Origin of the sequence: Synechococcus sp. R8-2 (assembly GCF_047461715.1) — a bacterium.
Classification (GTDB): domain Bacteria; phylum Cyanobacteriota; class Cyanobacteriia; order Thermostichales; family Thermostichaceae; genus Thermostichus.
Genome location: NZ_JANSHQ010000019.1, coordinates 1 through 2,555, shown reverse-complemented (window position 1 = coordinate 2,555; position 2,555 = coordinate 1). Strand labels below are relative to the sequence as shown.

At 59.1% G+C, this 2,555-nt stretch carries 3 protein-coding genes; all 3 read left to right on the top strand.

Annotated features, from left to right (window positions below):
• Positions 1–1,347 (top strand): bifunctional pantoate--beta-alanine ligase/(d)CMP kinase (locus NW819_RS00535; protein WP_414412568.1); only part of this gene is annotated, 1,347 nt, incomplete at its 5' end.
• Between the two features lie 159 nt (positions 1,348–1,506).
• Entirely contained in the window at positions 1,507–1,656 is a 150-nt protein-coding gene (locus NW819_RS00530; RefSeq protein ID WP_414373591.1) for a hypothetical protein, read from the top strand.
• Positions 1,649–2,555 (top strand): hemolysin family protein (locus NW819_RS00525; RefSeq protein WP_414412567.1); only part of this gene is annotated, 907 nt, incomplete at its 3' end. The genes NW819_RS00530 and NW819_RS00525, both read left to right, overlap by 8 nt.

Below are 2,555 nucleotides of genomic sequence, written 5' to 3'. Positions count from 1 at the left end.
GAGATGGGAGCCGACCCCGCAACCGGAAGCGACCGCACCTGGGTCATGCCCCCCGAATCCCTTCTGCAGACCCTCTGCGCCCCCCACCGACCTGGCCACTTTCGCGGTGTAGCCACCATTGTGCTGCAACTGCTGAACCTGGTGCAGCCGCAGCGGGCCTACTTCGGCCAAAAAGACGCCCAGCAACTGGCGATCATTCAGCGTTTGGTTCGGGATCTGCAAATACCCACCACGATTGTTCCCTGCCCCACGGTGCGAGAAGCCGATGGCCTCGCCTGTAGCTCCCGCAACCGCTACCTTTCTGCTGCTGAACGACAGGTGGCTGCCGGGCTGTACCGGGCCTTGCGTCGGGGATATGACCATTGGCAGGCCGGGGATCCCTCAGCAGAAGGGATCCTTGCCGCCGCCCGTGCTGAGCTGGAGCATACCCCAGAGCTGCAACTGCAATACCTGGAATTGGTGGATCCCCAAACGCTGCAACCGCTGCCGCGGGTGGAAGACAAGGGCCTGCTGGCCATTGCTGCCTATGTGGGGCAGACTCGCCTGATCGACAACCTGCTCCTTTCCCCAGAGCAAGGGGATCCCTCGCCGGAGAGAGTCCAGCATGCGGCACCGCCCTCTTCCGGCACGACCTCTCCCCCGCGTCGCCCGCTGATTGCCATCGACGGCCCGGCTGGAGCCGGAAAATCCACCGTGGCGCGGGCAGTAGCCGCCCAGCTGCAGCTTTTGTACTTGGACACGGGGGCCATGTATCGAGCCATCACCTGGCTGGCACTGCAACGGGGGATCCCTTTGGACGATGCCGAGCAACTCACCCAACTGGCCGCCCAAACCCAGCTCACCCTGCAAAGTGGCACCTCTTCGACAGAGCCGACCCGCATCTGGGCCGATGGCGAAGAAATTACCCAGGCCATTCGCTCTCCGGAAGTGACCCGCTGGGTCTCTCACGTGGCGGCAGTGCCGGGAGTACGCCAGGAGCTGGTGAAGCGGCAACGCAGCATTGGCCGGGATGGCGGTGCTGTCTTGGAGGGGCGGGATATCGGCACCCACGTCTTTCCTGATGCAGAGCTGAAGGTTTTCTTGACCGCTTCTGTCGGGGAGCGGGCGCAGCGTCGGCAACACCAACTCCAAGCTCAAGGGCAAATGGTACCTCTCGAAGAATTGAAAGCGCAAATCGAGCAGCGGGATCGCCGTGATAGCGAACGGCTGATTTCTCCTTTGCGGCCTGCCCCCGATGCCATCTTGATCGACACAGATCACCTGAGCCAATCCGAGGTGCAAGACAAGATTGTCATGTTGTACCGGCAGCTTTTGGAGCGATCTGGCCCGGCCCGTTTAGATCAGTAGCTTTGACTCAATCAAGACTAAATCAACGGGACAAGTCAGATTTCCGCATGATTTTCAGGGAGCTGGCCGGTTTGAACAGCTTGATCCCTCTCTCATTTCTCATTGAAGATTTTCGTTGAAGATGCAGTTGATGAGGGGGCACGGATGCCGAGCTATGGGTTGAGTGATGAACTTTGGCAAAACCACCGAGGTGTTGAGGTGCCGGAGGGGATCCCGTTGATGATGGAAATAGGCCGACCCGCTTTTCTCTCGATGAGCCAATGCTACCTGTATCCCGTTCCGCCGTCGCGAACGGAGCGCTATGGTTAATGTCTTCCTCTTGGCCTTTTTGCTGCTCCTCTCAGGAGCTTGCTCTGGGGCCGAAACCGCCATCACGGCCATGGACAACCTGCGCCTGGAATCTCTGATCGAAGAACAAGGGGATCCACAGGGCTTGTATCGACTGGCCCAACAACAGCGCTCGCGGCTGATCACCACCCTGTTGCTGGTGAACAACTTTGTCAACATCGGCATTGCCGCTTTGGCCACAACCCTCTCCATTGAACTGTTGGGAACCCAGATTGGAGCTTTGGCCGCCACCGTGCCCACCACAATTGTGGTGCTCCTCTTTGGAGAAGTAGCCCCAAAGTCTTTAGCGGTGAGCCATCCGCTAGGGGTGTTCCGCTGGGTGGTGCGGCCTGTTCATGTCCTATCGGTGCTGTTGCGCCCTTTTAGCGACGCTTTTGAGTGGGTTGTCAGCAGGCTCTTCAATCTATTGGAATTCTCCCCGCTGACGGCCACTGCTTCTCTCAAGGATTTGGAGCTGCTGATCGATGTGTTGGGGCAGCGGGGGCTGCTGGATTGGCAAAAACGGCGGCTGTTCCGTGGGGCCTTGGCTTTGGACTTGCTGCAGGCGCGGGACGTGGCCAAGCCCAGAGTTAAAATGGAGACCATCTCCCACGACAAAACACTGCAGGATGTGGTGAAGCTCTGTTTGGAAACGGGCTACTCGCGCATCCCCGTGCAGGGAGAATCCAAGGACGAGATCGTCGGCATTATCCACCTCAAGCAAGCCTTGCGCTATCTCGATCAAAAAGGCAATGCCGAAGTGACCCAGGCGATGGCACCGCCTTTTTTTGTGCCGGACACCAAGCGGGTCAGCTTGTTGCTCAAGGAAATGCTGCGCTCTCGCCAACACCTGGGGATCGTGGTGGATGAGTTTGGCGGCA